This is a genomic window from Venatoribacter cucullus (genome assembly GCF_016132445.1).
Classification (GTDB): Bacteria; Pseudomonadota; Gammaproteobacteria; order Pseudomonadales; family Oceanobacteraceae; genus Venatoribacter; species Venatoribacter cucullus.
In genome coordinates this window covers 694789-717954 of the sequence record NZ_CP046056.1, presented here as the reverse complement: position 1 = coordinate 717954, position 23166 = coordinate 694789, and the positions used below count along the sequence as shown (strand labels likewise).

At 56.5% G+C, this 23166-nt stretch carries 22 protein-coding genes, 1 tRNA gene and 1 other RNA gene; 12 read left to right on the top strand and 12 right to left on the bottom strand.

Annotated features, from left to right (window positions below; translation table 11 throughout):
• Positions 1 to 145: 145 nt before the first annotated feature.
• Positions 146 to 1204 carry a DUF2333 family protein gene (locus tag GJQ55_RS03550; protein ID WP_228346140.1) on the bottom strand — a complete coding sequence of 353 codons (1059 nt, stop codon included), beginning with the start codon at positions 1202 to 1204 and terminating at the stop codon, positions 146 to 148.
• Positions 1205 to 1358: 154 nt separating this feature from the next.
• Positions 1359 to 2723, bottom strand: a complete 1365-nt coding sequence (locus GJQ55_RS03545; RefSeq protein ID WP_228346139.1) for an OmpP1/FadL family transporter — start codon at positions 2721 to 2723, stop codon at positions 1359 to 1361.
• A 290-nt stretch (positions 2724 to 3013) separates the two neighbouring features.
• Here GJQ55_RS03545 and tsaA point away from each other — a divergent pair, with 290 nt between their 5' ends.
• Positions 3014 to 3709 (top strand): tRNA (N6-threonylcarbamoyladenosine(37)-N6)-methyltransferase TrmO, encoded by a 696-nt coding sequence (gene tsaA, locus GJQ55_RS03540; protein WP_228346138.1) that lies wholly within the window; start codon positions 3014 to 3016, stop codon positions 3707 to 3709.
• A 12-nt stretch (positions 3710 to 3721) separates the two neighbouring features.
• Here the strand turns inward: tsaA and tmpT are convergent, their stop codons facing one another.
• The 5 genes from tmpT to GJQ55_RS03515 all read right to left on the bottom strand — a co-directional run bounded on the left by tmpT (position 3722) and on the right by GJQ55_RS03515 (position 7764).
• Positions 3722 to 4402 (bottom strand): thiopurine S-methyltransferase, encoded by a 681-nt coding sequence (tmpT, locus tag GJQ55_RS03535; protein ID WP_228346137.1) that lies wholly within the window; start codon positions 4400 to 4402, stop codon positions 3722 to 3724.
• A 103-nt stretch (positions 4403 to 4505) separates the two neighbouring features.
• Complete coding sequence (locus GJQ55_RS03530; protein WP_228346136.1) at positions 4506 to 5075, bottom strand: PhnA domain-containing protein; 570 nt, start codon at positions 5073 to 5075, stop codon at positions 4506 to 4508.
• Positions 5076 to 5804: 729 nt separating this feature from the next.
• An RNA gene (gene rnpB / locus GJQ55_RS03525) (RNase P RNA component class A) lies at positions 5805 to 6170 on the bottom strand.
• Positions 6171 to 6422: 252 nt separating this feature from the next.
• The gene (locus tag GJQ55_RS03520) at positions 6423 to 7343 is read right to left on the bottom strand and encodes an alpha/beta hydrolase family protein (protein WP_228346135.1); all 921 of its coding nucleotides are present in this window, start codon (positions 7341 to 7343) and stop codon (positions 6423 to 6425) included.
• Positions 7344 to 7353: 10 nt separating this feature from the next.
• On the bottom strand, positions 7354 to 7764 hold the full coding sequence (locus tag GJQ55_RS03515) for a MarR family winged helix-turn-helix transcriptional regulator (RefSeq protein ID WP_228346134.1): 411 nt from the start codon (positions 7762 to 7764) through the stop codon (positions 7354 to 7356).
• Between the two features lie 394 nt (positions 7765 to 8158).
• Between GJQ55_RS03515 and GJQ55_RS03510 the strand changes: the two genes are divergently transcribed.
• Positions 8159 to 8641, top strand: a complete 483-nt coding sequence (locus tag GJQ55_RS03510; protein ID WP_228346133.1) for a hypothetical protein — start codon at positions 8159 to 8161, stop codon at positions 8639 to 8641.
• Between the two features lie 57 nt (positions 8642 to 8698).
• Here GJQ55_RS03510 and rsmI read toward each other — a convergent pair whose 3' ends face one another.
• Complete coding sequence (gene rsmI / locus GJQ55_RS03505; RefSeq protein ID WP_228346132.1) at positions 8699 to 9559, bottom strand: 16S rRNA (cytidine(1402)-2'-O)-methyltransferase; 861 nt, start codon at positions 9557 to 9559, stop codon at positions 8699 to 8701.
• A gap of 34 nt (positions 9560 to 9593) precedes the next feature.
• Here rsmI and GJQ55_RS03500 point away from each other — a divergent pair, with 34 nt between their 5' ends.
• Genes GJQ55_RS03500 through GJQ55_RS03490 form a run of 3 tightly spaced genes read left to right on the top strand, consistent with a single transcriptional unit; the run spans position 9594 to position 12417 of the window.
• Positions 9594 to 11366 (top strand): penicillin-binding protein activator, encoded by a 1773-nt coding sequence (locus tag GJQ55_RS03500; protein ID WP_228346131.1) that lies wholly within the window; start codon positions 9594 to 9596, stop codon positions 11364 to 11366.
• A 39-nt stretch (positions 11367 to 11405) separates the two neighbouring features.
• On the top strand, positions 11406 to 11783 hold the full coding sequence (locus tag GJQ55_RS03495; RefSeq protein WP_228346130.1) for a YraN family protein: 378 nt from the start codon (positions 11406 to 11408) through the stop codon (positions 11781 to 11783).
• Between the two features lie 49 nt (positions 11784 to 11832).
• On the top strand, positions 11833 to 12417 hold the full coding sequence (locus GJQ55_RS03490) for a phosphoheptose isomerase (RefSeq protein WP_228346129.1): 585 nt from the start codon (positions 11833 to 11835) through the stop codon (positions 12415 to 12417).
• A gap of 60 nt (positions 12418 to 12477) precedes the next feature.
• On the opposite strand, the gene GJQ55_RS03485 is transcribed toward GJQ55_RS03490, so the two are convergent.
• From GJQ55_RS03485 to hemA, 4 genes are all read right to left on the bottom strand, one after another.
• Positions 12478 to 13755, bottom strand: coding sequence for an NAD(P)/FAD-dependent oxidoreductase (locus GJQ55_RS03485; RefSeq protein ID WP_228346128.1), 1278 nt, complete (start codon positions 13753 to 13755; stop codon positions 12478 to 12480).
• 229 nt (positions 13756 to 13984) lie between these two features.
• On the bottom strand, positions 13985 to 14830 hold the full coding sequence (prmC, locus tag GJQ55_RS03480) for a peptide chain release factor N(5)-glutamine methyltransferase (protein WP_228346127.1): 846 nt from the start codon (positions 14828 to 14830) through the stop codon (positions 13985 to 13987).
• The gene (gene prfA / locus GJQ55_RS03475; RefSeq protein ID WP_228346126.1) at positions 14830 to 15915 is read right to left on the bottom strand and encodes a peptide chain release factor 1; all 1086 of its coding nucleotides are present in this window, start codon (positions 15913 to 15915) and stop codon (positions 14830 to 14832) included. The genes prmC and prfA overlap by 1 nt, the downstream gene beginning before the upstream one ends.
• A complete protein-coding gene (gene hemA, locus GJQ55_RS03470) occupies positions 15912 to 17210 on the bottom strand; it encodes a glutamyl-tRNA reductase (RefSeq protein ID WP_228346125.1) in 1299 nt (432 codons plus the stop codon). Before hemA ends, prfA begins: the two co-directional genes overlap by 4 nt.
• A 163-nt stretch (positions 17211 to 17373) precedes the next feature.
• On the opposite strand from hemA, the gene GJQ55_RS03465 reads away from it, so the two are divergent.
• The 7 genes from GJQ55_RS03465 to pth all read left to right on the top strand — a co-directional run bounded on the left by GJQ55_RS03465 (position 17374) and on the right by pth (position 23126).
• Positions 17374 to 19182 (top strand): tetratricopeptide repeat protein, encoded by a 1809-nt coding sequence (locus tag GJQ55_RS03465; protein ID WP_228346124.1) that lies wholly within the window; start codon positions 17374 to 17376, stop codon positions 19180 to 19182.
• A 6-nt stretch (positions 19183 to 19188) separates the two neighbouring features.
• Positions 19189 to 19779, top strand: a complete 591-nt coding sequence (lolB, locus tag GJQ55_RS03460) for a lipoprotein insertase outer membrane protein LolB (RefSeq protein ID WP_228346123.1) — start codon at positions 19189 to 19191, stop codon at positions 19777 to 19779.
• The gene (ispE, locus tag GJQ55_RS03455) at positions 19772 to 20629 is read left to right on the top strand and encodes a 4-(cytidine 5'-diphospho)-2-C-methyl-D-erythritol kinase (protein WP_228346122.1); all 858 of its coding nucleotides are present in this window, start codon (positions 19772 to 19774) and stop codon (positions 20627 to 20629) included. The genes lolB and ispE overlap by 8 nt, the downstream gene beginning before the upstream one ends.
• 7 nt (positions 20630 to 20636) lie before the next feature.
• Positions 20637 to 20711, top strand: a tRNA-Gln gene (locus GJQ55_RS03450).
• Between the two features lie 46 nt (positions 20712 to 20757).
• A complete protein-coding gene (locus GJQ55_RS03445; protein WP_228346121.1) occupies positions 20758 to 21699 on the top strand; it encodes a ribose-phosphate pyrophosphokinase in 942 nt (313 codons plus the stop codon).
• 113 nt (positions 21700 to 21812) lie between these two features.
• Positions 21813 to 22436: a 50S ribosomal protein L25/general stress protein Ctc gene (locus GJQ55_RS03440; RefSeq protein ID WP_228346120.1), complete on the top strand. Its 624-nt coding sequence runs from the start codon at positions 21813 to 21815 to the stop codon at positions 22434 to 22436.
• Positions 22437 to 22538: 102 nt separating this feature from the next.
• On the top strand, positions 22539 to 23126 hold the full coding sequence (pth, locus tag GJQ55_RS03435; RefSeq protein WP_228346119.1) for an aminoacyl-tRNA hydrolase: 588 nt from the start codon (positions 22539 to 22541) through the stop codon (positions 23124 to 23126).
• The last annotated feature ends 40 nt before the right edge of the window (positions 23127 to 23166 follow it).

The following is a 23166-nucleotide window of genomic DNA, read 5'->3' as shown; positions in this document are numbered from 1 at the left end:
AGTTAGATCAAAATAAACATTATGTAAAGGCCATCCGGCCGACGACAAAAAAGTTACATAAAGATACAAAGATTTTTTTATCGCCGCCCGGGAGGTGACGGGAAGGGGCGTAGCAATGGGCGGACAGAACGTCCGCCCGACAGGCTCAGCCCTGCGCCAGCAGGTCGTTCAGGTCTTTCAACGCCGCATTGGCGCGGGAGATGTACGAGGCCATCACCAATGAATGGTTGGCGAACATGCCGAAGCCGCCGCCGTTCAGAATCATGGGCGACCACAGCGCTTCCTGCGTGGCTTCCAGCTCGCGGATAATCTGCCGCAGGCTGACCAGTGCATTCTTACGGGTAAGCACATCGTGAAAATCATGCTCAACAGCACGCAGCAGGTGCATTAAAGCCCAGGAAGTGCCGCGGGCTTCGTAAAACACGTCGTCTAGCTCGGTCCAGGGGGTTTTCACTTCCTGCTCGGTGCTGGTCGGGGTGGACTGATGCGCTTCCGTATCACCGGCCAGATCGGTATTCAGGCGCGGACGCCCCACCGAAGAACTGAGACGCTGCGATAAACTGCCTAAACGGTTTTCCACATCGGTCAACCAGCGGCGCAGGTTGTCAGCCCGGGTATAGAACTGGGCATTGCTATCCTGCGGGTCGGCCAGCCGGCCCAGATAGCTTTCCAGTGCCGCCAGACCACGGCTGTATTCTGCTTCGGTGGAAGGCAGCGCCCAGCTGTTGTTGTCAAAATGGAGCTGCGGTTCAGCTACGGCCAGGTCTTTATCTTCGGTCGACTGGCTTTGTGAGCGACTGAAATCGCGGCGCAGCGCGCGGGTAAAATCGCGTACCTGAATCAGCACGCCGAATTCCCAGTTGGGAATATTATCCAGCCATAAGCCGGGGGGCAGAATGTCGTTGCTTAAATAGCCACCGCGCTTATTCAGCAGGGTTTCGGTCATTTCTATTAACGTGGCCGTGGTAACAAAACCCGGTACCGGCTCTACCGCCATCTGCTCGGCCCGGACCATGGCGCGCTCACGCACCGGAAACGCATCCGGCTCGGTGCTCCACCAGAAACCCAGCACCAGTGACGCCAGCAATAACACCACCAGCAACGCCAAAACCAAAGAACGCAGCGGGCCACCCTCTCGCCAGTTGTCACGCAGCGACTGCACCTGCTCGGCTAAGCGTTCACGCGTGCTGATAGATTCGGTCATTTTTTCCTTCCTGTACCACTAAAAAATCCGGAGCTAAAGCCTAACGCCGCCACCCGCAGCGAACAAGCACAGAGCGCAAGTTTGCTGACGAAGCCCCAATAACAGGCATAAAAAAACCCGCCGAAGCGGGCGGGTTTCGGTACTACCGGGGAAATTACATACGGTAGTTGGCCTGGAAGGAGATACCCAGAGCGTTAATATCGTATTCGCCGGTCAGGCGATCGATTCCTTTTACCTCATCATCCAGGCCTTTGTTCTGTTCATTCAGCTTGGACGTACCGATAAACAGGTAAGCCAGCGCCGCATCAAAGCTCCAGCGCGGGTTCAGGTTATAGGTGGCACCGGCGGTCAGCCACTGACGGTCGTTATCCGGCACCCGGGCGGTACGGTAGGCTTCTTTCACCGGTGACTCATCAAAGGCGTAACCGGCACGCAGGGTCCAGTTCTGGTTCAGCATATATTCCGCACCGAACGACACAGACACAGTATCACGCCATTTTTCGACGATATGGCCGATGTAGTTCTCACCCAAGCCGCTGACCGCTGAAATCAGACCCGGCTCGGTACCGATAATGTCGAAGTATTTAAAGCTCGACCAATCGGTCCAGGTCGCACCGCCCAGCAGCAGTACACGGTCGTTAAGCTGATGGGCAACACTCAACGTGGCGGATTGCGGGCCGGTCAGCGGTACGCGCGAGGCTTGTTTAGGTAACGTGCCCCCGATAGGTTGCTTTAGTTCAGAATCCCCTTCCAACTCAAATTCGATTTCAGAGCGGTAGGCCAGGCCCAGCGTGGTCGCCGGGGTAACATCCCACATCAGACCGAAGTTCCAGCCAAAGGCAATATCGTCACCGGATACTTCAAAGGTATTTTCATAACCTTTATAAGCTTCAACGTTGTAAGCAGGAACTGATGGATTATATGGCGCTAAATCCAGCTCTTTGCTTAGCACGCCCTTGGCATAAACAATATCCAGACCAACACCGACCGAGAAGGTATCGGTCAGCTGGTAGGAAAAGGTCGGCTGAATATCAATGGCAGACAGCATGGTTTCATCGGCAAAACCGCTGGCCAGCGAGCCCTGCGCGTAATCGGTTGAGGTACCGAAGGGGGCAAAAATACCCAGACCAACGGCCATTTTTTCATCCAGTTTGCGCACGTAGTAACCGAACGGAATGACTTTATCCGGCATAAAATCGCCACCGTCGTTATACACACCAGCTTCAGCGGTATTACTGCTGGCGCCTGCCGGATTGATGAGCTCACCATTCTTAAACTCACCTTCCAGATTCAGAAAGGTAAAACCAAAGCTGGCCTGCGACTGTTCCAGGCGGCTCATACCGGCCGGGTTAAAAAACACCACCGAGGCATCCTTGGCAATGGCAGCACTGCCGGCAAAGGCACGGCCGGCGCCACTGGCGCTTTGCTCGTTGATTTTAAAACCACCAGCCTGAACACCAGCGCTGAATAAAGAAGCGGCTGCCACAGCAGCAGCTAATACCGGAATATGTTTGTTCATTATGAAATCACCTTGCAGAACGCAGTTGCGGCCAGAAAACAGCCAACAGGGTCGACGGCATGGTCAGGAACCGTCAAAAACGGCGGCAGTATGCCAGCACCGAACAGGCCAACTTGTGACTGTTAGTTAACAAACGGAAACCATTTGTAATTATTTGAGCATCAATAAATTAAATTGAACAATGGTGTTCAATTCTGAAAAACCGGCCTTCAGCAGGCCCTGACCAGCCGGGCTCGTCCCTGGCACAGTCACCACGCTATACTGGCGCTTTCCGCATTTCCGGCTTTTTTATGCACATTACCCCGGTCGCTGTTGCCCGCACCCCATTCGCTGAAAAATTTGCCATTCCCCGCCAGCCGCAACTGGCGCCGGCGGCGCGTGGCGTTATTGAATTGCAGCCCCCCTTTAACGACCCGCTGGCGCTGGCCGGGCTGGAACAGGTCAGCCATATCTGGCTGCTGTTTATCTTCCATGAAGCCTTGCCGGCCGACGGCGAACCACCGCGCCTGCGGGTACGCCCGCCGCGATTGGGCGGTAACGACAAACTGGGCGTGTTTGCCACCCGCAGCACCCACCGCCCCAACAGCATTGGGCAGTCGGTGGTGAAACTGGAGCGCATCGAAGGCACCCGCCTGATTGTCAGCGGCATCGACCTGCTGGATGGCACCCCCATTATCGACATCAAACCCTATGTGCCTTACGCCGACAGCCTGCCGCAGGCCAGCAATGGCATTGCCAGTGCAGCGCCCGGCACGGTAACGGTGGAATGGCAGCCACAGGCTCTGGCCGCCGCCCACCAACAGGGGCAACGCCTGGGCGAAGACGTACAGGGCTTAATTGAACAATGCCTGGCACAAGACCCGAAACCGGCCTATCAGCAGCCGGGGCCGGAACGCCATTACGGCGCGCGCTTCTGGGATATTAATGTGGTGTGGCATTACCCGGAGGTAGAACGCATCCGGGTATTAGAGATTACGGCGGCCTGAACCGCCGGCACATCAGTTCTGGTGCAGGTGGTACACCAGCTGGCGGAACGAGGTTAAGCCCTTGGCGCGGAACTTCGGTTCCTGCTCAATCAATTCACGATCATCCAGCCGTTCCAGCTGCGCATAATGAACCGCGTAGTGAGTACGCACTTCGTCGTCCAGCACCGCAAACGGCGGGCCATTGGCGATGTTCTGGTCATAATCGAAGGTAACCAACAGTTGCGGAGCATGGTCGCTGAGGCGGCGGATCTGGTTGCAGTAATCAATCCGCATGGTTGCCGGCAGGGCCACCAGCGCAGCACGATCGTATACGGCATGTACCGGGCCGATCAGCTCTGGGGTTACGGCAAAGAAATCCCCGGCAATCAGCAGCACGCCGTCACCACGGTAGACCGCGGCATCTTCGCCGTTCAGTTGCGTACGGGTTTTTTCAATGCTCAGATTCAGCTCGTCGCGCAGCAGCTGCGCCAGCTCATCCAGGGCAATTTCACTCAGCTCAATACCCACCACACCGTAGCCCTTGCTGCGCAGCCAGACCAGATCCAGCGTTTTGCCGCACAGCGGCACCAGCACAGTGCTGCCGGGCGCAACCTTCAGCGTTGGCCAGTATTTGAGCAGAATTTTATTCACTTCGTTGAGGTGGAAACCGATTTCCATCCGTTCCCATTTGTCGTGCCAGAAATCGCTGTGCATAGAGTAAACCTGTAAAAACTGCAGACCGCCTTATAACCGAAATGGCATACAGCTGCCAACCCGACGAAAGCAGGCCGGCAGCCGCAGCGATGCAGTTTCTGACTCAGGCTTTTTTGGTGTAAGCGCTGATGATCACAATGCGCACACCGTTTACCCGGCCTTCGATGTGCTCCGGGTTATCGGTCAGGGAAATACCGCGCACGGTAGTGCCGCGCTTGGCGGTAAAGTTGGCGCCTTTTACATCCAGATCTTTGATCAGGGTAACGTTGTCGCCGGCCTGCAGAATGGCACCGTTGGAATCGCGGGTGGGCTCACGGTCTTCTTCCGCACTGCGGGTTTCGGCCCACTTGCGGGTGTCGTCTTCCATATACATGACATCCAGCAGATCCTGCGCCCAACCTTCACCAGCCGCCCCTAAACGCTTCAGCATCCGGTACGCCACCACCTGCACCGCCGGCACCTGGCTCCACATACTGTCGTTCAGACAACGCCAGTGGTTAGCATCGGCGTCAGCGCCCGCTACCTGCGGCTGGCACGTGCCACAGAGCACCACACCGGTATCCACGGTCAACTGACTGTGCGGCGACACCAGCTGCGCGCTCAGATCCTGTTCAGAACCGCATAACTCACACTTGTTGCCAGCCCGGGCCAGCAGACTTTGCTCAATCGACATAGATAAAACCCTTATAAAAAGTTCGGGAATTATACACAAATTGACATTTTTTGGGGGAACGGCGTGCGGAATGCTGAATGCTGAATGCTGGACGGGAGACGGGAGACGCTTTACAAGCATGGCGCTGGAAGCTGGAAGCTGGAAGCTGGAAGCTGGACGCTTGAGGCTGGTGGCTGGACGGGAGACGGAAGACGCTCTAAAACCACCAATAACGCGCCGCCAAAATCATTGTAGGAGCGGACCTTGTCCGCGAATCGGGCCAACGGCCCGCTTATGCGCAGACGCTGGATGCTGGACGGGAGACGGAAGCCGCTCTAAAACCACCAATAACGCGTCGCCAAAATCATTGTAGGAGCGGACCTTGTCCGCGAATCGGGCCAACGGCCCGCTTATGCGATGAACGCTGGATGCTTAAGGCTGGATGCAAAGAAAAAGCCCGCTCAGATTGCTCTGTGCGGGCTTTTAAATAAGTGGAGTCAGCCGCTAAGCCCCGGTTGTTCTGAAGAGTCGTCGTGGACAGTCACTGTCCACGGCAGAATCGGCTTAAGGCCTAAAGAAAAAGCCCCAGCAAATTCACACTTGCAGGGGCTTTTAAATAATTGGAGTCAGCCGCTAAGCCCCGGTTGTTCTGAAGAGTCGTCGTGGACAGTCACTGTCCATGGCAGAAACCGGCTTCAGGTCCAAAGAAAAAGCCCCTGCAAATTCACATTTGCAGGGGCTTTTAGATGTAAAAGGAGTCAGCCGCTAAGCCGGGTTCTGTCGTGGACAGTCATTCGTCTAGGCCTGCAATCGCTCACAGGCTCAAGCAACCTACCCGCCCCCAACGCGGGCCGCGCCATACGGGGGCCTATTTGGTCTTGCTTCGGGTGGAGTTTACCGTGCCACGGACTGTTACCAGCCGCGCGGTGCGCTCTTACCGCACCCTTTCACCCTTACCTGATCCCACTTGCGTGGGCCATCGGCGGTTTGCTCTCTGTTGCACTGGTCGTAGGCTCGCGCCCCCCAGGCGTTACCTGGCACCCTGCCCTATGAAGCCCGGACTTTCCTCCCCCGATACCATTGCTGATACCGGCAGCGACTGTCTTGGCCGACTCCGCCGCGGATCATACACAAACAGTCATCGCTTGTCTTGGCGCAACCATCTGCAGCGCCGATAACACACAAACAGGCATCGCTTGTCTTGGCGCAACCACCTTCAGCGCCGATCACACACAAACAGGCATCGCTTGTCTTGGCGCAACCACCTTCAGCGCCGATCACACACAAACAGGCATCGCTTGTCTTGGCGCAGCTTATTCAAAGCGGATTATTCAGCGCCATGCTTTTAAAGCGTCTCCCGTCCAGCATTCAGCATTCACCCTTCAACACCGGCGCAAATACCTGATCCCACAGCGCGGCATAACGCTGGCGATGCCAGCCGATATGACCAATGCGCTTCTGGCCGATATCCTGCGGCGTCACGCGAATATGATTCTTGGGCGCGCCGGTAAAAAAGCTGTGCAGCATGGCCACACTGCGCGCCGACATCATTTCATCGTCGCTGAATTCCACTGATGTAATCGGCGTTTTTACCGAAGCAAACCGCTGACGCAACCAATCGCCTTCCGCGCCCACCGCGTATTCTTTTTTCAGGCACCAGCGCCGCCATTGCAGAATCACGCCCTTGGGCATATCCGTCATAATGCCGAGCTTTTTACCGGGGAAATAACCCGCTACCGGCACCACCGCCGGCACCAGGAAATACCACAAAAACCAGGCCACACGCTTGGTCGGCGCTGAGTTATACCACCAGGTACCCACCCCCGAACCCACGGTAATAATGCGGTCGATATCCGGGTTATGTCCCATAAAACCAATCATATGGCCGCCCACGCTGTGGCCGATCCAGATGCGCTCCAGCCCCGCAAAACGCTCTTTCACATACGCCAGCACCACCGGGCAATCGTTACTGGCCCAGCTCAGCTTGTCGCTTTTGCAGTGCTTCAGATGCCCACGCACCGAATCGCCCATGCCCTCGTAATCGAAGCTGAGCGCCACATACCCCTGCCCCGCCAGCCAGCGGGCAAAATCGTCGTACAGGTAATGCGCCACGCCCGTGGCAGGGGCAATAATGCACACACCTTTGGCCACGCCCTGCGGCTCGAATACCTTGGCCGCCAATTCAGCACCGTTTTTAGTACGGATACGGATAGTCTCGCCTGCAGGCAGTGTGTTCTGCCCGGCGCTGGCCAAATGTCCCGATGTTTTTGTATTTATAGATGCGGTCATATCAGCCCCCTCAGAAGGTCTGCAAAATAAAATTAAGAAAACGCAGCACCACCTGCAGTTCGTCGTCGCTGAATTCCTCAGCAAAGCGCTTATTCAGCTGAGTAATCAGCGGCTTCAGTTGCCGGGTTTTCGCCAGCCCGGCTTCCGTCGGAAACAGGCTCACCGCACGCGCATCATCGGTAGTGCCGCGCTGCACCAGCCCGTTCTTTTCCATACGGCTAATCAGCCCGGTAACGGCCGATTTATTCAGCTCCAGCGCCTGCGCCAGATCCTTCTGCAAACAACCCGGCTGCTGGCAAATAAGCATCAGCGCCGCCAGCTGCGTAACGGATGCATCCAGCTCGCGCTCGCACAGAGCATCGACATGACGGAAGAGCTTCTTCTGCGCCATGTTCAGTAAAAAGAAGAGACGTTTATCCATACGGGGTTGGCTCGCTCAGATAATGGGTTTGCCGCACAGGCAGCACAATGGTTCACATCTAAACAATTTTCAGTTTACATGTAAACCTTTCAATTGAACCACGAAGTACTGGATATCCCCCCAGATGATTGAGCGAAACCGCCGGAATCGTGCGCGTTTACGCGCCAGTGTCAGCATAGCGATGCGCGAATTGCCTCCAATGCCGAAGAATCCCCCCTTTAAAATCAATGAGTTAAGAGATTACTCAAAGTGATAGCGCGCAACGTGTAAAGACGACTGCGGAGTGATCGTGTGCATGCGCGTTTATAGCCTGATAACGATGTTATTACCGGCGCTTTTCGCTTGGTTAACAGTGGGTTAGACTCGGGACTTAAACAAGGACACAGGTGTGTAAATGAGCATGCCTACGAAGAAACTGTTATATGAAATGAGCAAAATGCGACCAACTCGAAGCTTTCTGAATGGAACGATAAACATCGAAGATATCAACGATGCGCAAGCTCTTATATTAAACAAAATTGAATTCCCTTACTCACCCAGAGCCTTTCAGGTCAAAGCTGCTCCATCTAACGATGTTGTGTATTGGTCCTTCTCAAGACGAAAAGCTAACAACTATATTCGTAAAAACATTGCCCAAAGAGGGCTAAGCATTTTCTTTTCGGACACATTGGCAGGAAAATCACTGGACTATAATTACCGGTACTCGCCAAATGAATACTTGTTTAGTTTTGCACTCTATTTCGTAATAGCCGCGATTTCAGTATCGTCTCCTATGACTGAGAGTTTTTTTACTTTTTTCATGTCTTTTCTTGCAATAATTTCTTTGATAAAAAGTATTAAATCAAGGAAAGCTTATGACAAGTCGAAGGCAGATTAAGGTAATTCTGCCAAGCTAAACCGGACACCCAGGTGTCCGCCGCCTAATCCATAAAAATCACGCCTTCCCCTGTATCTCCAGCGCTTTCTGGTACAACTCTTTTTTATTCACGCCCGTCAGCTCGGCAATCACCGCCGCGGCTTTTTTCGGCGGTAATTCCGCCAGCAATAAGCGGAATAATTTTTCGCTGTCCACTTCGCTGCTTGGCGCCGGGTTTGGGTTGCCGGCAATCATCACCACAAACTCGCCTTTTTGCTGGTCGTCGTCGGCGCTGATCTGCGCCAGAATCTCAGGCAGCGTACCGTGGTAAAAAGTCTCGAAAGTTTTGGTCAGTTCGCGCGCCACGCAGGCCGGGCGTTCGGGGCCGAATACCTCGGCCATCATCTGCAGAGTTTCCAGAATGCGGTGTTTGGCTTCGTAGTACACCAGGGTGCGCGGTTCCTGCGCCTGGGCTTCCAGTTTTTCACGTTTGCTGCCGGCTTTGTGCGGCAGAAAGCCTTCAAAGGTAAAACGGTCGGTGGGTAAGCCCGCCGCACTCAGGGCGGTAATAATGGCACTGACACCGGGAATGGGCGTTACCGGCAGGCCCAGCTGGCGCAAACCCTGCACCAGAGGGTAGCCGGGGTCGGAAATCAGCGGCGTGCCGGCATCGGAAACCAGCGCCATGCTCTGCCCTTTGCGGAGCAATTGCGCCACCTGTTCAATGCGGTCGCGTTCGTTGTGTTCATGCACCGACAACAGCGGCTTATGCAGCCCCAGGTGCTGGAGTAATTTGCTGGTATGTCTGGTATCCTCGCACGCAATCACATCGACGCTGGCCAGCACCTGCTGGGCTCTTACGGTCAGGTCGGACAAATTGCCAATCGGTGTCGCCACAATGTAGAGCGTGCCGGCCTGAGTTCTGGAATCGGATGTCATGCGGGAAAAGTTACCTGAATCTGGATTAAGCGGAATGGCGCGCGCGTCATTATGGTTGCTGCTGGCCGGTTGTGCCGCCCTCAGCGGCTGCGCCAGTAAACCCGGCCCGGTGGATACCGCAGCAACGATAGCGGGTGACCAACAAGGTACGGCCAGTTTGTTGCAACAGGCCCGGCGCGCGCTGGATGCCGGCGAGTTTGGCAACGCCGCCGCGCAATTGCAACCTCTGGGCGAGCGCAACCTGAGCGCCCGTGAACGTATTGATTTTCTGCTGTTATCCGCCGAGCTGTATCTGATGCTGCAGGAGCCGGACCTCAGTGCGCCTTATTTAACCGAACTGAACGATCTGTTGCCGCAAGCCAGCAGCGCGCAGGAAATTCAGGCCAGCCTGTTAAAAGCGCGCTGGTATGAAGCCACCGGCCAGTATCTGGCCGCAGCCCGCGAGCGCGATTTTCAGGCGCCGCTGCTCAGTGGCGACGCTGCTAAAACCAACCATGAACGCATCTGGCAAAACCTGATGCTGATGCCGGAAGCGGAACTGCTGGAATGGGCCGAACGCAGCCCCGATACCCAGTTCGGCCACTGGCTGCAGCTGGCCGCCGTGGCACGTAATTCCCGCCTGACGCTGGATGAACAGGTGGCCGCCGTCAGCCAATGGCAGCAACAGCACAACCGCCATCCGGCCGCACTCAGCCTGCCCGGTGGCTTGGCCATGCTGCAGGAAATCGCCAATGAACGTCCGCAACAGGTAGCGTTGTTGCTGCCACTGAGTGGCCCGCTGGAAAAAACCGGCCGCGCCATCCGCGATGGTTTTATGGCTGCCTATTATGAATCTCTGAACAAAGGCTTCCCGGTACCGCGGGTGCGTATTTACGACAACCAGCAACTGGCCGATGTGAATGCCGCCTACGCCCAGGCTCAGTTTGACGGCGCCGAATGGCTGATTGGCCCGGTGAATAAACTGCAGGTACAGGCTTTGCAGCAACGCGACAGCCTGCCGCTGCCAACGCTGGCGCTGAATTACGGCGACCGCACCGATAACGAAAGCAGCCCCGCCAACCTCTATCAGTATGGGCTGGCTGCTGAAGATGAAGCAGTGCAGATTGCCGAAAAAGCCTGGGCCGATGGCAAGCGCCGGGCCCTGGTACTGGTGCCGCAGGGTGACTGGGGGGAGCGCATTTACAACGCTTTCCGCGAGCACTGGCTGGCACTGGGTGGTGATATCAGCGAGCAGCGTTATTACCCCAACCGCCAGGACTACAACCCCGATGTGCGCGCCCTGCTGAACGTGGATGAAAGCCAGCGCCGCTATCAGGCCGTGCGCCGCTTACTGCGCCAGAGCACCGAATTTGAACCGCGCCGCCGCCAAGATGCCGACTGGATTTTTATGGTGGCGCTGCCGCAGCAGGCGCGTCAGATAAAACCCACGCTGGCGTTTAACTTTGCCGCCGACCTGCCGGTGTACGCCACCTCGCACCTGTATACCGGTGAACCCAACAGCGCCCGCGACCGCGACCTGAACGGCATTCAGTTCTGCGATATGCCCTGGCTGCTGCAGTCCGGCAGTTTGCAGGAGACCGTGGAGAAAGCCATTCCCGGTGGCCAGGGCAGCTATGCCCGCCTGTACGCCATGGGCGTGGATGCATTCCGCTTATTACCGCGCCTGAAGCAGCTGGAAGTGTTACCGCACAGCCAGGTGTTCGGCAGCACCGGCGCCCTGATGCTGAACGCCGAGCGCCGGATTGTGCGCCGCACCGAATGCACGGTTTTTGAAAACGGCCGGCCGGTACGGATTGCCAACCGCTGATACCAGCGGCTGAAATTCACCCATACACAGGAGGCACGGATGGCCACCGACCCGAACGATCCAGCCTTAAGTAACCGCCATAAAGGCCATGCCATTGAGCAACTGGCCGAACACTGGCTGAGCCAGCAGGGGCTGACGCTGGTCGAGCGCAACTTCACCCTGCGCGGCGGTGAAATTGATCTGATTATGTGGCAGGACGACGTGCTGGTATTTGTGGAAGTGCGTTACCGCCAGGACAGCGGCCACGGCAGCGGTGCCGAAAGCATTACCCGCGCCAAGCAGAATAAAATACGCCGCACCGCCGAGTTTTATTTACAGCAACACTTTGGCAACCGGCCGCCGTTCTGCCGTATTGATGTGCTGTCCGGCAGCGGGGAACCAATTATCTTTGACTGGATTCAGAACGCTTTTGCCTGACCGGCACGCTTTCATTATGATAACCGCCTTACTGTAACGGAGTTCCGACGTGCAACATCGCATCATTGGCCATTTTGGTGCCAGCATCGAAACCAAAACTCTGGCCGCTGAAGAGCTGCCTCCTTATATCGAACGCGCCGGCAGTGTGATGGTTAATGCCCTGCTGAACGGCGGCAAAATTCTTACCTGTGGCAATGGTGGCTCGGCCGGCGATGCGCAGCACTTCTCTTCCGAACTGCTGAACCGTTTTGAACGTGAGCGCCCCAGCCTGCCGGCCATCGCCTTAACCACGGACTCGTCCACCGTTACCTCGATTGCCAACGATTACAGCTACAACGAAATTTTTTCCAAGCAGATCCGGGCGCTGGGTAATGCCGGTGACGTATTGCTGGCCATTTCCACCAGCGGTAATTCTGCCAACGTGGTGCAGGCCATTCAGGCCGCCCATGAGCGTGATATGACGGTGGTGGCGTTAACTGGTAAAGATGGCGGCCACATGGCCTCGTTGCTGACCGCCGATGACGTGGAAATCCGCGTTCCGGCTTTTGTTACGGCGCGCATTCAGGAAGTACACCTGCTGGTGATTCACTGCCTGTGCGACATGATTGACTGTTCGCTGTTCGGCGAAGAGTAATTTTCCTGCCTTTAAAAACTAATACACCCGCCATGGCGGGTGTGTTGGTTTGCTTTCTTCTCAGTCTTTCAGACGATTAATCCCCAGTGCTTTAAGCGTGTACTTCTCATAAATCGGCTCGCTGGAGCCGGTTTTCATTTTGTGAATGAAATACTTCTCGAAGGCGATTTTGGCCAGATGCACCCACTTACCTTTTTTGAACCAGGTCACGTTGCGCGGCGGAATCTGTGGAATGGCCACAAAGGCCGCGCCGGTATCGCCCATGTCGGCTAAACAGATGGCGCTCCAGGTGCCGCGGGCATCGGGCTGGCCTTTGCCATCCAGATCAGCGGCCAGGTTATGGGCAATGGCGGTCATCATGGATTCAATCATATAACCGGTTTTCGGTGTGCCGGTCGGCACCGGGGTTTCCTCCACCGGCGGAATGGCCACACAGACACCGGCCGAATAAATATTTTTAAACGCCGGGCTGCGCTGGAACTCATCAATTTTCACAAAGCCTTTCGGGTTCACCAGCTCGGGAACCGCCGCCACCGGATCTACCCCGGCAAAGGACGGCAACATCATGGAGTGTTTGAACGGTAATTCATGCTGTTTTTTCAGCGAGCCATCGTCGTTCAGCTCATCCACATACATCACACCGTCGCCCACTTTGGTGACCTTGGCGTTGGTAATCCATTTAATGTGGCGGTTACGCAGTTCGCTTTCCAGCATGGACTTGGAATCGCCCACGCCGCCCAGGCCTAAATGGCCGATATAAGGCTCGCTGGTAACGTAAGTCATGGGCACCCGGTCGCGCACTTTTTTGTTACGCAGTTCTTTATCCAGAATAAAGGCGTATTCGTAGGCCGGGCCAAAACAGGAAGCCCCCGGCATGGCGCCGACAATGGCATGGCCGGGCTCGGCAATAAGGGCTTTCACATCGTCCCGGCAGGTTTCAGCATGGTCCAGTGAACACACCGACTGGGTATAACCACCGTGCGGACCAGCCCCTTCAATGGCCGCAAAATTCAGTTTCGGGCCGGTACAGATCACCAGATAGTCATAAGCTTCGGTGTTGCCGTTGACCAGCTTCAGCTGGTTATGGTGCGGATCAATTTCGGTGACAGCGGCGGCAATAAATTCAATGCCTTTCTTTTCCAGATGCGGACGAATGGGGAAGCTGATTTCCGGGCGCTCACGCCAGCCCACCGCAATCCAGGGGTTGGACGGTACGAACTGGAAGTCTTCCCGCTCGTTAATCACCGTGACCTGATGCTGATTGCTTAAGGCTTCGCGGATTTCGTAAGCCCCTGCCATACCGCCGGTACCGGCGCCCAGGATAATGACTCTGGCCATAATTACCTCGCTGTTGTTATTACCGTTTGAGATCAGTTATTGACCATACACAGCAAAACCAGGGCCAGATATAACCATATAGTAATAAAGTAGCAATTTAAGCGCCGGAGGTGGCGGAATAAGTGGCCTGCAGGCCGGGCCGTCAGCGGGGTACGGATCAGATGCGAAACTCACACTGCCAATTATGGCAGACAAGCAAGCATCAGCCTGTCATATACGGCACAACCACTCAGGCAATGGCCTGTTGCGGCCAGCATCCTCCGCTGATGCGGGGCTGGCTACCCATATCCCGGCGGTTGGCCACCTGCACAAAGCCCCGCGCCTGCAGCAAGGTGCAGACAGCGTCAGCCTGCTGCCAGCCATGCTCCAGCAATAACCAGCCACCGGCGCGCAGATACACCGGCGCCTGCTCAATAATGGTGGCCAGATCCTGCAGCCCTTGCTGGCCTGCTACCAGTGCAGAGGCCGGCTCAAAGCGCACATCGCCCTGCTGCAGGTGCGGGTCGGCGGCATCAATATAAGGCGGGTTACTGACGATCAGATCAAACTGCCCCTGCACCGTGCTGAACCAGTCAGAAGCCTGAAAACTGACTTCTGGCAGGCCATTCGCCAAAGCATTGCGCTGCGCCAGGGCCACGGCAGCGGCCGATTGATCTACCCCGCTGACCTGCCACGACGGTTGCTCGCTGGCCAGCGCCAGTGCAATGGCACCGGTGCCGGTGCCCAGGTCCAGCACGTGACTGTTGGCCGGCAAGGGCAATTCCAGCGCCCACTCGATCAGGGTTTCGGTATCCGGACGGGGAATTAAGGTAGAGGGTTCAGTCTGCAGCCGCAGCGACCAGAAATCGCGCCAGCCCAGAATATAGGCCACCGGTTCACCGGCGGCACGGCGTTGTAACAAGGGTTCCGCCAGGGCCAGTTCGGCGCTGCTCAGTTCGCGGTCGGCCCAGGTATACAGCCAGGTGCGGTCTTTCTGCAGGGCGCCGGCCAGTAATAATTCAGCATCCAGCCGGGCGCTGTCACTGACCGCTGCCAGCCGTTCCCGGGCCTGTGCCAGCCAGGCGTCGATACGCATTATTGGCCGGCCATATCTGCCAGCAGGTTGGCCTGATGCTCGCGGATCAGCGGTTCAATCACCGGGTTCAGGTCGCCCTGCACCACTTCATCCAGCTTATATAAAGTAAGGTTGATGCGGTGGTCGGTAATACGCCCCTGCGGGTAGTTGTAGGTGCGGATACGCTCGGAACGGTCACCACTGCCGACCAGACTTTTGCGCGTGGCGGCCTGTTCCGCCTGCGCCGCCTGCCGTTGAGCATCGCGCAGGCGCGTGGCCAGCACCGCCAGCGCCTTGGCGCGGTTTTTATGCTGCGAGCGCTCGTCCTGACATTCCACCACCAGGCCGGTCGGTAAGTGGGTTACACGAATGGCGGAATCGGTTTTGTTAATGTGCTGACCACCGGCGCCGGAGGCGCGGAAGGTATCAATACGCAGGTCGTTTTTGTTGATATCGAGCTCTTCTTCTTCGCTCACTTCCGGCATCACCGCCACGGTGCAGGCCGAGGTATGAATACGGCCCTGGCTTTCGGTGGCCGGTACGCGCTGTACCCGGTGGGCGCCGGATTCAAACTTCAGCTGCGAGTACACATCGGTACCGGAAATACGGGTAATCACTTCTTTAAAGCCACCGTGCTCGCCCTCGCTGGCGCTGAGCAGCTCGGTACGCCAGCCACGCAGTTCCGCATAACGGCTGTACATGCGGTACAGATCACCGGCAAAAATCGCCGCTTCGTCACCACCGGTACCGGCGCGGATTTCCAGAATCACGTTGCGGCTGTCGTCCGGGTCCTGCGGCAGCAGCAGAATTTCCAGTTCCAGCTGCAACTGCTGCAGGCGTTCGCGGGCCGCTTCTTCTTCTTCTTCACCCATGGCGCGCATATCGGCATCGCTGTCCTGCGCCAGTAACTGCGCTTCGGCCAGATCGGCGCCGGCCTGCTCGTAGGCACTGAAAGTGCGGGCGATGGTTTCCAGCTCGGCGTATTCTTTCGACAGTTTACGGAAGCGCTCCTGATCATTAGCAGCATCGGGTTCGGACAGCAGATGACCGACTTCTTCATAGCGGTCGCGCAGGTGTTCCAGTTTTTGCAGGATGGAGCTTTTCATGAGGAGGCAGAGTCGTCGTCGGTGGCGGCATCCGGAATGCGATGACTGTTCAGGTTGAACAATTCCCGGGTCCAGTCCAGCACTTCCAGCCGGCTTTCAGAACCCGCGCGGCGTAAGGAAGTGGTGGGCGCATGCAGCACCTTGTTACTGAAGGTGTGGGCAAAATAGCGCAGCACTTTTTCCGGGTCGGTACCGGCCTGTAATTGTTTTAGGGCTTTCTGTAATTGTTCTTCGCGCAGGGCATCCACACTGGCGCGTAAATCGGTGACGGTACGCACCGCATCCAGCGCTTTTAATTCGCGCATAAAATGGTCGACCCCGGCCAGAATTAATTCTTCGGCCTGACGGGCAGCATCTTCGCGGGAGCGGACGTTTTCTTCGATAATGCTGCGCAAATCATCAACGGTGTACAGATACACATCGGATAATTCCGCTACTTCGGCTTCAATATCGCGCGGCACCGCAATATCCACCATAAACATGGGTTTATGGCGGCGTTTTTTCTGTGCTTTTTCCACCATCCCTTTCCCCAGAATGGGCAGCGGGCTGGCGGTGGAAGAAATAACAATATCGGCGCGCGGCAACACTTCCGGAATATCTTCCAGCAGCACCGCTTCAGCATGAAATTCCTGCGCCAGATGCTGTGCCCGCGCCAGCGTGCGGTTGGCGACAATAATGCTGCCAACACCGGCCTGTTTCAGATGCCGCGCCACCAGCTCTATGGTTTCACCGGCACCAATCAGCAATGCTGTGCTCTGCTGCATATCGGCAAAAATATGCTGCGCCATGCGCACCGCGGCAAAGGCCACCGATACCGGATTTTCACCAATAGCGGTATTGGTACGCACCCGCTTGGCGATGGCAAAGGTCTGGCGGAATAAACGGCCCAGTTCGGCCCCGACGGTGCCCGCCTCCTGCGCCACGGCATAAGCGGATTTCATCTGGCCGAGAATCTGCGGCTCGCCCAGCACCAGCGAATCCAGCCCACTGGCGACCCGCATAGCATGCTGCACGGCTTTATCTTCCTGCAGATAATAGAGCGCGCCGTTCAGCTGCTGGCGGTCAATCTGATGATGCTGCGACAACCAATCCACCAGCGTTTGTTCCGGCAACTGATCGGAAGAGCAATAAATTTCGGTACGGTTACAGGTCGACAGAATCACGACTTCAGCCACCGGGTCCAGCGCCTGCACCTCATTCAGCACCACGGGCATACTGGCCGGGTCGAAAGAGACCCGCTCCCGTACCGCGACCGGTGCTGTTTTGTGGTTAATGCCCAGTGTCCAGATACCCATACTGACAGAAACTGCCTCTTGGTTGGCGGCTCTGCATGCCAGAGCCCGGATCCGATAAAAGCGGGGATTATAAACATCTGCGCCGGGCTTTGCCGCTGAAATCTTTGACTTAACTGCGGGTCTGACCCTAAATAGTGGGCCTGAATCACCGGATTGTTGTCTTATGTTGTCAGTGTGTTGTGGGTTTTCTTTGCGCCGGCCGGCGTTTTTCATACCGGCGGGCTGGCTGCTGTTATTACTCAGTGGCTGCACCACGCTGACCACGCCCCCTGCCGCAGCGCCAGCTGCACCGGCTGCGGCACCGATTACCAACGCCACTGTCGCTGCCCCCGCAACCGGAGCAGCAACCACAGCGGCCAGGCCCATTCCAGCTGCAACACTGTATTCCCTGCTGGTTGCCGAAATGGCCGGCCAGCGCCAGCGTTTCGATATTGCGCTCTACCACTATATGGATCAGGCCCGCACCACCGGCGACCCGGCGATTGCCGAGCGGGCTGCCCGCATTGCGCAATTTGTCGGCAGCCCACCGCATGCCAGCGAAGCGGTTGATATCTGGCTGCAGTCCGAGCCGGACAACCCGGCGCCGCATCAGGCCGCAGCGCAGCTGCTGATGGAGCAAGGCCAGCACCAGCAGGCGTTGCAACATCTTGAGGAATTGCAGCGTCTTACCGGCATCAGCCAGTACGATTATCTGGCCGCCAATGCCGGCCACCTGCCAGCAGAGCAGCAACAGGAACTGCTGCAGCATTTGCAGCAATTGTTACAGCAGCAGCCCGATAATGCTTCGCTCTGGTACGCCTGCGCCATTATGCAGCAGCATCTGGCCCGGTATGACGAGGCACTCCACAGCACCGAAAAAGCCCTGCAAAAAGACCCGCAGCACCTGAGCGCCGGCATTCAGAAAGCCCGTATTCTGGTGTTATTGAAACGTCCGGATGACGCCCTGCAGTGGTTACAGAAACTGCGCCGCCAACATCCGCAGAACAAGGGCATTCAGGTATTACAGGCGCGTATTCTGCTGGAACAACGGCGCATGGAGGATGCCCTGAACGCCTTCAGCGAGCTGCATAAAAACTTTCCGGAAGACGCCGCCATTCTGCTGTCGCTGGCACTGTTGTACGAGGAAGCCGGCCAGTACGAGCAGGCCAGCGCCTGTTTTTACCAACTGCTGGCCAGCCAGGCGCATGTTAACGAAGCGCACTTTTATCTGGGCCGCATCGCCGACAAAGAAGGGCGCCCGGATCAGGCCATCAATCATTTCAGCCAGGTTGACAGCGGTCGCGAGTTTTTGCCGGCCCAGCTGCGGGCAGCACAACTGATGGAACAGGAACATGGCCTGGCAGCCGCGCGGGATTTTCTGCAGGAACAGCAGCAACAACACCCACAGCATCAGACAGATTTATTACGCATCGAAATTGAACTGCTCAGCAGCGCCGGTGAATACCAGACCGCGCTGAACCTGCTGAGCGACGAACTGCAACAGCAGCCAGAGCATATTGATCTGCGCTATACCCGCGCCATGCTGGCCGAACGTACGGATAATCTGCCCTTAATGGAAGCGGATTTACGCCATATTATTGAGCGCCAGCCACAGCATGCCGAAGCCCTGAACGCACTGGGTTACGCCCTGGCCGACCGCACCGAACGCTGGGCCGAAGCCCTGCCGTTTATTGAACGCGCGCTGGAAATTTCCCCGGATAATCCGGCGGTCATCGACAGCCTGGGCTGGGTCTATTTCCGTATGGGCGATATTGATAAAGCCCTGCCCCTGCTGGAGCAGGCCTTCAGCCTGATGCCTGACCACGAAATCGCCGCCCATCTGGGCGAAGTATTGTGGCTGACCGGTGACCGCGAACGGGCCCTTGAGGTCTGGCAGCAGGGCTATGAACAAACCCCCGACAGCCCCATCATCGACCGTACACTGGAGCGCCTGCAGGTTAATCCGGGCGCTTCCGGCTCATCCGGCTTCTGAGGTTCTATGTTACGCATTACCCGTTTAACGGCGCTGGCCCTGGCCTTATTGCTGCTTGGTGGCTGTGCCGCACTGCTGCCCCAGGGCGGCAAAGAAGGCCAGCTGACCCGGCTGAATGAATTGCACAACTGGCAGGTGCGGGGGAAATTATCCGTCGTCACTCCGGACGACAGCGTTACCGGTTATTTAACCTGGCAGCAGCAGCAGGATCAGTACGATTTATTTATTGCCGGACCGTTCGGCAGTGGCTCCTCCCGTCTGCAAGGCAACCGCCAACAGGCCGAACTCAGCCTGCCCGGCTGGCCACAACCCCAACAGGCGCGCAGCCCGGAACAACTGATGCTGACGCATCTGGGCTGGAATTTTCCGGTCTCGGATATCCGCTATTGGGTAAAAGGCCAGCCCAGCCCCAACGGTCGTGTTACCAGCCAATACAGTGACCAGGGGTTACTGACCCAATTACAGCAGCACGGCTGGGAGATCCGTTATTCCCGTTACCAGCAGCGTGGTGGTTACTGGCTGCCGGGGTTAATCCGCATCAGCGGCTACGATTTCCGTTTTACCTTTGCCATTCAGGAATGGACCCTCAATGACTGACACCCGCTGGCTGAGTGTACCGGCACCGGCCAAACTCAACCTGATGCTGCACATTACCGGCCGCCGGCCGGATGGTTACCACAACCTGCAAACCCTGTTTCAGTTTCTGGATTATGGCGACACCCTGCATTTCCGCCGCCGGGACGACAATGAACTGACCCTGGTGCCGGCCATTGATGGCGTGCCGTTTGAAGACAACCTGATTATCCGCGCCGCCCGCTTGTTACAACAACGGGCCGGCAAAACCTGCGGGGCTGATATCCGGCTGGATAAAACATTACCCATGGGCGGCGGTCTGGGCGGCGGCAGTTCCGATGCCGCTACTACCCTGCTGGCGCTGAACGAACTCTGGCAACTGCAGCTGAGCCCGGACGAACTGGCCACTCTGGGCCTGACCCTGGGCGCCGACGTACCGGTGTTTGTACGGGGTGCGGCGGCCTTCGCCGAAGGCGTGGGAGAGCAGCTGACGGCCGTGCCGGAACTGCCGGAACCCTGGTATCTGGTGGTGTGCCCACAAGTGCATGTTAATACTGGGAAAATTTTTTCACATGAGGGCTTGACCCGTGATACGGCCCCCATTAATATTCGCACCGCGTTGAGGCAAGGGGGCAGAAATGACTGCCAGCAAGTTGTCACAGTGCTTTACCCGGAAATCGGTAACGCATTGAATTTGCTAAATAAATTATCCCCTGCTAAGATGACGGGCACTGGAGCTTGCATATTTTCAAGCTTCGGTTCTGAGGCAGAAGCTATCAGAGTTTCTGACCAGTTACCGGCTGAATATGTGGCCTTTGTGGCTAAAGGTGTTAACCAATCACCGGCCCATAGGGTATTATTCAGACCGTCTTAAAAGATGCTGGGGTGTCGCCAAGTGGTAAGGCAGCGGGTTTTGATCCCGCCACTCGTAGGTTCGAGTCCTACCACCCCAGCCAAATCTCTTCTTTCCATCATTGAAAATGTGCATCAAAGGGGACAACTGTGTCTAAATTGATGGTTTTTTCCGGAAATGCAAATCCGGAACTGGCGAAACTCGTTGTTGAGCGCCTGGATATCCCCCTTGGTGAAGCCACTGTTGGCAAATTCAGTGATGGTGAAATTACCATCGAAATTCATGAAAACGTGCGCGGCAAAGATGTGTTCATCATGCAGCCGACCTGCGCACCGACTAATGATAATCTGATGGAAATTCTGCTGATGGCCGACGGCTTGCGTCGCGCGTCAGCCAGCCGTATTACCGCCGTGGTTCCCTACTTTGGTTATGCCCGTCAGGATCGCCGTCCGCGCTCAGCCCGGGTACCGATCAGTGCCCGTGCCGTTGCCGACATGATGTCTGGCGCCGGTATTGACCGCGTACTGACTGTTGACCTGCACGCCGACCAGATTCAGGGGTTCTTCGATGTGCCGGTGGATAACGTGTACGGCTCTCCGGTACTGATTGACGATCTGGAACGTCAGAATTACGAAAACCTGGTGGTGGTATCCCCGGATATCGGCGGTGTGGTTCGTGCCCGCGCCATCGCCAAACAGCTGAACGTTGATCTGGCCATCATCGACAAGCGTCGTCCGAAAGCCAACGTGTCTGAAGTGATGAACATTATCGGTGATGTGAACGGCCGTACCTGTGTACTGGTTGACGACATGGTCGATACCGCCGGCACCCTGTGTCAGGCCGCTAAAGCACTGAAAGAATTCGGTGCCAAAAAAGTTGTCGCTTATTGTACCCATCCTGTATTATCCGGCCCCGCTGTTGAGCGTCTGGCTATGGCTGAACTGGATGAGCTGGTTGTTACCGACACTATTCCGTTGTCTGAAGCCGCCAAAGCCATCGGTAAAATCCGTCAGCTGACCATTGCTGGTCTGTTGGCCGAAGCCGTACGCCGCGTTAACAACGAAGAATCCATCAGTGCGATGTTCCGCTGAGGAACGGCTGTAAAGGTTCTTACCGAACCCGCTGAAATAACCGTTTTTATCCGGGCCGCCCGAGCTGGTCGCAAGCTCTGGCGGCTTTTATGTCAAAACCATGAGGAAAGACCATGTCAGAATTTACTCTGTCTGCAGTACTTCGCGAAGACGAAGGGAAAGGTGCGAGCCGCCGCCTGCGTCGCGAAAATGGCGTACCAGCCGTAGTTTACGGTGGTAAAGCCGGCGGTAACGACCGCAAGCCAGTTTCCATCACTCTGAAAGTGAACGAGCTGAACAAAGCTCTGGAAAACGAAGCGTTCTACAACAGCATCATCACCCTGACCATCGGCGACAAAGCCGAACAGGTTGTACTGCAGGACCTGCAGCGTCACCCGGCCAAGCCGATGGTATGGCACGCTGACTTCCTGCGCGTGAACAAATCCACCAAGATCAAAGCGCACATCCCGCTGCACTTCATCAACGAAGACGTCTGCGTGGGCGTGAAAACCGGCGGTGGCAAAATTGCTCACCACCTGACCAGCATCGACGTTCTGTGCTCTGCCGGCGACCTGCCGGAGTTCATCGAAGTCGATATGGCTGCGCTGAATGTTGGTGACGTTGTTTACCTGTCTGGCCTGAAACTGCCGAAAGGCGTTGAGTCTGTGGAACTGGCACACGGTGCTGACCACGACGACGCCGTTGTGTCTGTTCTGGCCGTTAAAGGCGGTGACGACGAAGAAGCCGCCGCCGAGTAATTTCTGCTCCGGTGGTAACAAAAAAGCGGGGCTGGTCCCCGCTTTTTTTATGTCTGGTCGCATTGATCTATCTGACATCATTCTGCAGGGAGCCGACCCGTTATGAGCGACTCTATTCAGCTGATTGTCGGCCTCGGAAACCCCGGAGCCGAATACCAACACACGCGCCACAATGCCGGTGCCTGGCTGGTTGAAAAACTGGCCCGTCAGGAAGGCATCCAACTTCTGCCGGAACGAAAATTTCACGGTTTGTATGGCAAAGGCCGTATTGGCGGACAGGATTGCTGGCTGCTGATTCCCACCACCTTTATGAATTTAAGCGGTAATGCGGTACAGGCGTTGGCGAATTTTTATAAGCTGGCCCCGGCCCAGATTCTGGTGGTGCATGACGAGCTGGATTTGCCCGCCGGCCAGGCCAAATTCAAATTCGGCGGTGGCCATGGTGGTCAGAACGGGCTGCGCGACATTATCAGCAAACTGGGTAATAACCAGAATTTTCACCGTCTGCGCATAGGTATCGGCCACCCTGGCGATAAAAGCAAAGTGACCGGCCATGTACTGGGCAAACCCTCACAGGCCGAACTGAAAGCCATGCAGGATGTTATCGACGAAGCACTCTGTGTGCTGCCGCAGGCCCTGGGCGGTGATCTGGCCAAAGCCATGAACCGTCTGCACTCCTTTAAAGGCTGAAATCGGGTAAACTACCCGGCAAATTTTTTACGAACATATA

Excerpts from the sequence above, each read along its gene's own strand:
- GJQ55_RS03550 (WP_228346140.1), bottom strand. The coding sequence starts at position 1,204 with ATGACCGAATCTATCAGCACGCGTGAACGCTTAGCCGAGCAGGTGCAG.
- GJQ55_RS03545 (WP_228346139.1), bottom strand. The coding sequence starts at position 2,723 with ATGAACAAACATATTCCGGTATTAGCTGCTGCTGTGGCAGCCGCTTCT.
- tsaA (WP_228346138.1), top strand. The coding sequence starts at position 3,014 with ATGCACATTACCCCGGTCGCTGTTGCCCGCACCCCATTCGCTGAAAAA.
- tmpT (WP_228346137.1), bottom strand. The coding sequence starts at position 4,402 with ATGCACAGCGATTTCTGGCACGACAAATGGGAACGGATGGAAATCGGT.
- GJQ55_RS03530 (WP_228346136.1), bottom strand. The coding sequence starts at position 5,075 with ATGTCGATTGAGCAAAGTCTGCTGGCCCGGGCTGGCAACAAGTGTGAG.
- GJQ55_RS03520 (WP_228346135.1), bottom strand. The coding sequence starts at position 7,343 with ATGACCGCATCTATAAATACAAAAACATCGGGACATTTGGCCAGCGCC.
- GJQ55_RS03515 (WP_228346134.1), bottom strand. The coding sequence starts at position 7,764 with ATGGATAAACGTCTCTTCTTTTTACTGAACATGGCGCAGAAGAAGCTC.
- GJQ55_RS03510 (WP_228346133.1), top strand. The coding sequence starts at position 8,159 with ATGAGCATGCCTACGAAGAAACTGTTATATGAAATGAGCAAAATGCGA.
- rsmI (WP_228346132.1), bottom strand. The coding sequence starts at position 9,559 with ATGACATCCGATTCCAGAACTCAGGCCGGCACGCTCTACATTGTGGCG.
- GJQ55_RS03500 (WP_228346131.1), top strand. The coding sequence starts at position 9,594 with ATGGCGCGCGCGTCATTATGGTTGCTGCTGGCCGGTTGTGCCGCCCTC.
- GJQ55_RS03495 (WP_228346130.1), top strand. The coding sequence starts at position 11,406 with ATGGCCACCGACCCGAACGATCCAGCCTTAAGTAACCGCCATAAAGGC.
- GJQ55_RS03485 (WP_228346128.1), bottom strand. The coding sequence starts at position 13,755 with ATGGCCAGAGTCATTATCCTGGGCGCCGGTACCGGCGGTATGGCAGGG.
- prmC (WP_228346127.1), bottom strand. The coding sequence starts at position 14,830 with ATGCGTATCGACGCCTGGCTGGCACAGGCCCGGGAACGGCTGGCAGCG.
- prfA (WP_228346126.1), bottom strand. The coding sequence starts at position 15,915 with ATGAAAAGCTCCATCCTGCAAAAACTGGAACACCTGCGCGACCGCTAT.
- hemA (WP_228346125.1), bottom strand. The coding sequence starts at position 17,210 with ATGGGTATCTGGACACTGGGCATTAACCACAAAACAGCACCGGTCGCG.
- GJQ55_RS03465 (WP_228346124.1), top strand. The coding sequence starts at position 17,374 with ATGTTGTCAGTGTGTTGTGGGTTTTCTTTGCGCCGGCCGGCGTTTTTC.
- lolB (WP_228346123.1), top strand. The coding sequence starts at position 19,189 with ATGTTACGCATTACCCGTTTAACGGCGCTGGCCCTGGCCTTATTGCTG.
- ispE (WP_228346122.1), top strand. The coding sequence starts at position 19,772 with ATGACTGACACCCGCTGGCTGAGTGTACCGGCACCGGCCAAACTCAAC.
- GJQ55_RS03440 (WP_228346120.1), top strand. The coding sequence starts at position 21,813 with ATGTCAGAATTTACTCTGTCTGCAGTACTTCGCGAAGACGAAGGGAAA.
- pth (WP_228346119.1), top strand. The coding sequence starts at position 22,539 with ATGAGCGACTCTATTCAGCTGATTGTCGGCCTCGGAAACCCCGGAGCC.